Source organism: Candidatus Limnocylindrus sp., from assembly GCF_040397215.1.
Classification (GTDB): domain Bacteria; phylum Chloroflexota; class Limnocylindria; order Limnocylindrales; family Limnocylindraceae; genus Limnocylindrus.
Window position 1 is genome coordinate 1 of the sequence record NZ_JBBAWK010000033.1, and the last position, 5,921, is coordinate 5,921.

Below are 5,921 nucleotides of genomic sequence, written 5' to 3' on the forward strand. Positions count from 1 at the left end.
AGTTCCACCGCCGAGAACGAGGAGGTCGTAGTCGGGCATACGAGAATCCTACGCCGCACTGCTATCCTCCGCCGCCATGGACATTCGACTCGTACTTGCAGCCACCCTCGGTGCCTATCTGGCAGGCTCGATCCCCTTCGGGCTGATCGTGGCGCGCCTCACCGGCGGCGCCGATCCCCGCTCCGTCGGCTCGGGCCGCACGGGCGGAACGAACGCCCTCCGAGCGCTTGGCCGTCGCCGTGCCGCCGTGGTTTCCGCGGGCGACATTCTCAAGGGGACCCTCCCCGTTCTCGCTGTGCGCAGCCTTGCCGCTTCGGTTGGCGACAGCGCCGGCGCCTGGTGGGAAGTTGTCGCCGCACTCTTCGCCGTGATCGGCGCCACGCGTTCAATTTGGGTCGGCTTCAAGGGTGGCCGTGGCATTGCCACGGGTTTTGGTACCGCGCTCGCCATTGCACCAGCCGCCCTCGCCGCCGCCGCGCCGTTCTTTTTCGTGCTGATCTGGCGCACGCGGCTCGTCTCGCTCGGATCAATTACCGCCGCAGCGGCCTTCACGCCAATTCTGATCGCTGCAAGCGCAATTTCGCAAACTGGTCTTGACCCTGCGATCGCCACCTACGCCGTGATTGGGCCAGCACTTGTTTGGCTCGCCCACGCCGACAACATCGCGCGGCTACGCGCCGGCACGGAGCGAACCTTTGATACGGGGATGCTGCAGCGCGACTAACGCGAACGAATCAGCTGCACCACAACGTAAATTGTTGCCAAGACCAACATGATCGCCACTACTGGCAGGTTGCGAAATGCGGAACCAATCGGCGGTACAAGCGCGCTGATCTCCTGCAGGACCAGCACGGCTGCGCCAGCGGCCAGTGCCGCAAGCGTTGCGGAGCGGAGCGGACTTTTGGGCTGGCTCACTGCGCCAGGGTGTCAGCGTCGCGCGGCAGATCGATCGGCGCAACGATGAGCTCGCCAACAAGCTTGCGCGATGTTTCGCTAAGAAGTGTGATCAGCGGGCGGTGCAGCGTGATCGTCACATCTGCACCAGGTGCGCCGCGTCGTCGGCTCCCTGTCTCCGGATCAAGCCCAACCGGGGCAGTAATCGCAATGCATGGGACGCCTGCGGCGCGTGCGCGAATCACCAGATCGATCCCCGCCTGCGTTGGCACGGGTGGCACGATCGCTTCGGTGGAGCCGCCGAGCGCCTCCATCACCAGGGCAACATCTTCGATGCCCGCGCGAAAGTGTGCCGCCTCACGCATGTCGGGCACGCGGAAGCGCCGCGCGTTTGTGAGCGACTCAAGTCGATCCCAGGCGGCCGATGCTGCCGCATGCTCTGGCCGCGCGCGTGTGCCGCAAAGCGCCACAACAATTGGCGTGCCAGCTGCAGCAATGCGCAGGCCAGCCTCAAGGGCGAGGGCCGACTCTGCGCCAGAGCCAGCGAGAATGAACACAGGTGCGCCAGGGGCGGCAGCACCGGATGCGATGCGACCCTTGGCGAGTGCAAGTGCGAGTTCGGCGATCGCGTCTCCCCCACTTGCAAGAAGTTGTTCAGAGGTATGCCCGAGTCGCAGCGCCTTCGCCTCAATTCCGCGCATTGCCGCCATCGACACTGGAGCGAGATCGCGGTGCTTGCGCCAACGGGTGGCAACGGGCCCAACCCACGCCGAAATCTGCTCAGGGCTCATGACGCCGCGCACGCTGGGTCGGGAGGGTCGCTTCAACATGGGTGAAGGATAGACGTGCGGCTAGCCGGTGTTGCGCAGGCCGGCGGCGACCCCGCTGACCGTGAGGCGAACGAGGTGTGATAGCTCAGCGCGCTGACCCTCATTGGTGGCGCTGCGCAGCGCGCGAAGTAGTTGCACCTGCACGCGGGAGAGGGCATTTACCTCGGGGGCGCGTCGCTCAATCGATGCCCGCAGGTCAGGGTCGCTGGCGAGCAGTTCGGCTGTGCCAGTGATGCGTCGCAGAGCCTCGCCCGCGGCGGAGCGTTCGGCCACGATGGTCGCCCAGACCCTCGTCGCATCGGCATCACTCCCGACGCCACCAAGCGCGGCGAACTCTTCAGCAACCTCGGGTGAGGACTTGGCGAGAATCATCGCCGCGTTATCGACGATTGACTGGAAGAAGGGCCAGCGCTGATACGCGTCGCTCAACGTGGCCAAAGCTGGGGCGTCGTCGAGCGCTGCGCGCAGCGCACCGAGTCCGTACCACCCAGGCAGATTCACGCGCGCCTGACTCCATGAGAAGACCCACGGGATGGCGCGCAGGCTGGTGAGACCCGAGCCGCCCTTCGCCACTCCTCCGCGCACGGAAGGCCGTGAGCCGAGGTTCAACCCGCCCAGTTCGGCGATCGGTGTGGCGGCGCGGAAGAATTCCTCAAATGCTGGGTCGTTCGGGATCAGCTGCTGATACGTGTCGCGTGCTGCTTGGGCGACGGCGCCAACGGCGGGGGCAAACTCCCCCTCCCACTCTGCGCGTCGCTGTTCGGCGAGCGGGCTGCGCATGGTGAGGAGCGCCGAGATGATCTGCTCCGCCTCACTAAAGGCAATCGCTGGATCGGAGTAGCGCGAGGCGATCACCTCGCCCTGTTCCGTCACCTTGAATCCACCTCGCAGGCCGGCCGGGTGTTGCCCCAAGATCGCGCGATGCGTTGGGCCGCCACCGCGACCGATTGCACCGCCACGTCCGTGGAAGAGGGTGAGCTTCAGGTTGTGCGCGTTGGCACACTCTACTAGTGCCGCCTCGGCCACATGCAGCAACCATACGCTCGAGAGGTAGCCCGACTCTTTATTTGTATCCGAGTAGCCGAGCATCACCTCGAGGCGCTGGCCGCGCTCCACGATGCGCGCCTTCAGCACTGGGTTTCCAACGATCTCATCAACTAGTCCAGCGGCGCGCTCCAGCACGCGCGCAGATTCCAGCAGCGGCACGATGTCAACCTTTGGCGAGCCTGCGGCACCACCAGACGTGAGGTCAGAGCCGATGCGTTGATCTTCTGCCCAAGCGAAGAGCGCCAAGAGTTCGTGCAGGTCGTCGACCCCTTCAAAGCCACTGATCACGTAGCGTCCAATGCTCTCCTCGCCGTGCGTGCGCTGGATCTCTGCGGCAACGCGAATCGTCGCCAGCACCTCACCAACGGTCACACCCGGAACCACCTCATGGTCGAGAGTCTTCTTGGCTCGAGCCGGCTCGAGCGCGGTGGTGGCGCCAGGACTGCCCAGCTCGGCGGTGAGATATGCGATCGCCGCATGGTGCGCCCCACGTGCCTGGCGGATCTCCATCATGGCGAAGTGGAAGCCGAAGGCTTCGACCTGCCACTCAAACTCGAGCAGTTCGCCATACGCCGAACGCTCTAGCCCGTCGGCGACGAGGCTCGCGCGAAGTTCGCGCAACTCATTGACGAGCACCTGTGGTGTTGCATAGCCGCCTGCCTCACTGCCCCCCTCGATGCGCGCGCGACGGGTGCGCGCAATGCGCTTCGCGATGGCACCGAGGCGGCGTCGGTACGGCTCATCTGGGAAGCGCTGCAAGAGGATGCGTTCGATCTCGCCAAGATCCTTGGCGTCACGAACGAGCGATGCGCCGAGTGCGCCGTCCTGCTCGCCGCCATCAACCGTTGCGGAGATGGACATCATCAGTCGCGAGGCAACCGCCTCGAGGGCGCGCAGCGCGTGGTCGGCCTGGATGCGCATCGCCTCGCGAGTCGTTTCGGCGTTGACGTTCGGATTCCCGTCGCGATCGCCGCCGATCCAGGTCCCCCAGCGCAGTGCTGGCAGCGGCAGCGGCGCGCGGAGCCCCGATGGTGCGGTGGCCTCCTCGAGGCGACCGAGCGCATCGTCGAGGCTGCGCAGAAGTCGTGGCACGAGGCGGAAGATCGTGCCATCAAAGTGCACCAGCGCCGAGCGAACCTCATCGAGGGCGGTGACACGCCGGGTGCGAATACCGCCCATGCGCCAGAGGTTGGTCATCTCTTCGCGCAGGCGCAGATCAACCTCGGTGGCGAAGGTGCCGCCAAGGGCGCGTCGGTCAAGCAGGGTGCGGATGCGACTGAGCGTATCGATCAGCGTGCGACGGCGCGCCTCGGTGGGGTGAGCGGTAAGAACGGGGAGGTAGCTGACCTGTGCGGCGGCGGCGCGAATCTCTGCTGGAGCAAGCCCCGCGGCAGCGAGGTCGGCGAGCGCGGCGTCAAAGCTGCCAGGCCCTGGAGCGGCGGCCGGATGTGCGCTCGCGCTGAGCTGTGCGGCGCGGCGGCGCTCCTCAACGAGGCTGGTGAGTCGGAAGCGCAGCGTCAGCGCCCGAACGATGCGCTCCACCTCGACGTACTGCTCCGTTGAGGCTGCGGCTAAATTGAAGTCAACGGCGCTCTTGGCGTGAAGGGCCTCACGGAAGCGAGCGACGAACGGGAGCCCCTCCTGCTCTGTCAGGGTCTCTTCGAAGATCTGATTCAGCAGCTCGAGGTCGTCCACGACCCTCCCCTCAGTCGCCGCGATGCGGCAGACGGTAGCGATCCCCACCGAGCGACTCAGCGAGCCCCTCAGAGACCATCTTGTTGATGGTAGCCGCGACCGCTGCTTCGTTGTGCTCGCCACGCCCACCATCGACCTGCACCCCTGCACGTCCAGCCTCGCGCAACTCATCCAACAGGCGCCCGCGCAGCCATCGCACCGTTTTCGTGAAGGGGGTTCGCGGTTCATCACTGCGCGGCACCTTGGCGAAGGTGCGACCGGCGGACGGGCAGTGATCGCGCAGCGGACACTCGCCGCAAAGTGGTGCGGCGGCTCGGCAGACCGATGAGGCGAGATCCATCGCCGCCTGAGCCCACGCGCCAGCCTCGCCATCGGAAAGTTCGGCGCCAAACTCGTTGGCGCGCAACTGCACCTCGTGCGGTGAAAGCGGCGAATCTGCATCAACAAGCCGCGCAACGATGCGCGCAATATTCACGTCAACGGGAATCTCGCGACCGCCGAACGCGATCGCAGCAACGGCGCGTGCCGTATACGGGCCGATGCCGGGCAGCTCCATCAGCGCCTCAACACTTGGTGGCAGACCGCCAGCCGCAACAGCGGTGGCGGCGGCGCGCTGCAGCGCCAACGCACGTCGGTTGTAGCCGAGCCCCTTCCATGCCACCAGTACATCGGCGGTCTCGGCCGCTGCGAGCGACTCGAGCGTTGGGAATCGGGCAAGGAATGCGGTTGCCAACTGGTCGACGCGTGAGATCTGCGTCTGCTGCGCCATTACCTCGCTCACAAGCACGCTGTACGGATCGGAGCGCTCGCGGATCTTTAGTGGTCGGGCGCTAGCGGCATACCAGGCGAGCAGGGCACGGTTGATCTTGCGAATAAACTCCCGATCGAGTGGCTGGGCTGCCGCGCCCCGCGCGGCCTTCGTCATCGTCGCTCGGGGATTGTTGGCGGAATGCGATTCTTGAGCGCCTTGCTGCGCAGATCGCGCGCGAGCTCCGCCTGCTCAATCGCATCAGCGAGGGCGTGATGGTCGGCGACAAGGTCGGTTGGATATACCTGGCGCACGAAACGCTTCACCGTCTTCTTCCAGGTCAGGTTCTCGCCGCCATGCAACGTGTAGTAGACGCTCTTTAGGTCCATCGCCGACATGCCGAACGGATTCTTCACGCCGGCCTCGGTGAACGCCATCGTGAGCCACATCCAATCGAATGGCGTGTTGAAGCCGACGAAGAGCGGGCTCGACTCTGGTGCGGTCGCCTCGGCGGTGGCGCGAACCCAGAGGGCGAATTGGCGCACCCCTTCCAGTCGATCAATGCCGTTCGCCTCAAGGTGGGCCCGCGAGAGTCGGTGCACGCGTTCCTCTTTATGGCCCCACCCCTTCGTGGGGTCAGGGCGCAACTCTACGTAGAAGCTCTTCTTCGGGTCGTCGACGAGGCAGGCGCCGATGCTGATCAGGCT

At 65.6% G+C, this 5,921-nt stretch carries 6 protein-coding genes; 1 reads left to right on the top strand and 5 read right to left on the bottom strand.

All coding sequences use genetic code 11. The features are described 5' to 3' along the window. The first annotated feature begins 76 nt into the window (after positions 1–76). Positions 77–724, top strand: coding sequence for a glycerol-3-phosphate 1-O-acyltransferase PlsY (gene plsY / locus AC3LCN_RS05775; RefSeq protein WP_488649117.1), 648 nt, complete (start codon positions 77–79; stop codon positions 722–724). On the opposite strand, the gene AC3LCN_RS05780 is transcribed toward plsY, so the two are convergent. The 5 genes from AC3LCN_RS05780 to AC3LCN_RS05800 form a co-directional block, all read right to left on the bottom strand. Further along, complete coding sequence (locus AC3LCN_RS05780; RefSeq protein WP_488649118.1) at positions 721–915, bottom strand: hypothetical protein; 195 nt, start codon at positions 913–915, stop codon at positions 721–723. The genes plsY and AC3LCN_RS05780 overlap by 4 nt on opposite strands. After that, positions 912–1,724: an NAD(P)H-hydrate epimerase gene (locus AC3LCN_RS05785; RefSeq protein ID WP_488649119.1), complete on the bottom strand. Its 813-nt coding sequence runs from the start codon at positions 1,722–1,724 to the stop codon at positions 912–914. The genes AC3LCN_RS05780 and AC3LCN_RS05785 overlap by 4 nt, the downstream gene beginning before the upstream one ends. A 21-nt stretch (positions 1,725–1,745) precedes the next feature. Continuing rightward, a complete protein-coding gene (locus tag AC3LCN_RS05790) occupies positions 1,746–4,466 on the bottom strand; it encodes a phosphoenolpyruvate carboxylase (RefSeq protein ID WP_488649120.1) in 2,721 nt (906 codons plus the stop codon). 10 nt (positions 4,467–4,476) lie between these two features. Next, a complete protein-coding gene (locus AC3LCN_RS05795; protein ID WP_488649121.1) occupies positions 4,477–5,391 on the bottom strand; it encodes an HhH-GPD family protein in 915 nt (304 codons plus the stop codon). Further along, positions 5,388–5,921: 3'-5' exonuclease (locus AC3LCN_RS05800; protein ID WP_488649122.1), on the bottom strand; the 534-nt coding region annotated here is incomplete at its 5' end. The genes AC3LCN_RS05800 and AC3LCN_RS05795, both read right to left, overlap by 4 nt.

Excerpts from the sequence above, each read along its gene's own strand:
- plsY (WP_488649117.1), top strand. The coding sequence starts at position 77 with ATGGACATTCGACTCGTACTTGCAGCCACCCTCGGTGCCTATCTGGCA.
- AC3LCN_RS05785 (WP_488649119.1), bottom strand. The coding sequence starts at position 1,724 with ATGTTGAAGCGACCCTCCCGACCCAGCGTGCGCGGCGTCATGAGCCCT.
- AC3LCN_RS05795 (WP_488649121.1), bottom strand. The coding sequence starts at position 5,391 with ATGACGAAGGCCGCGCGGGGCGCGGCAGCCCAGCCACTCGATCGGGAG.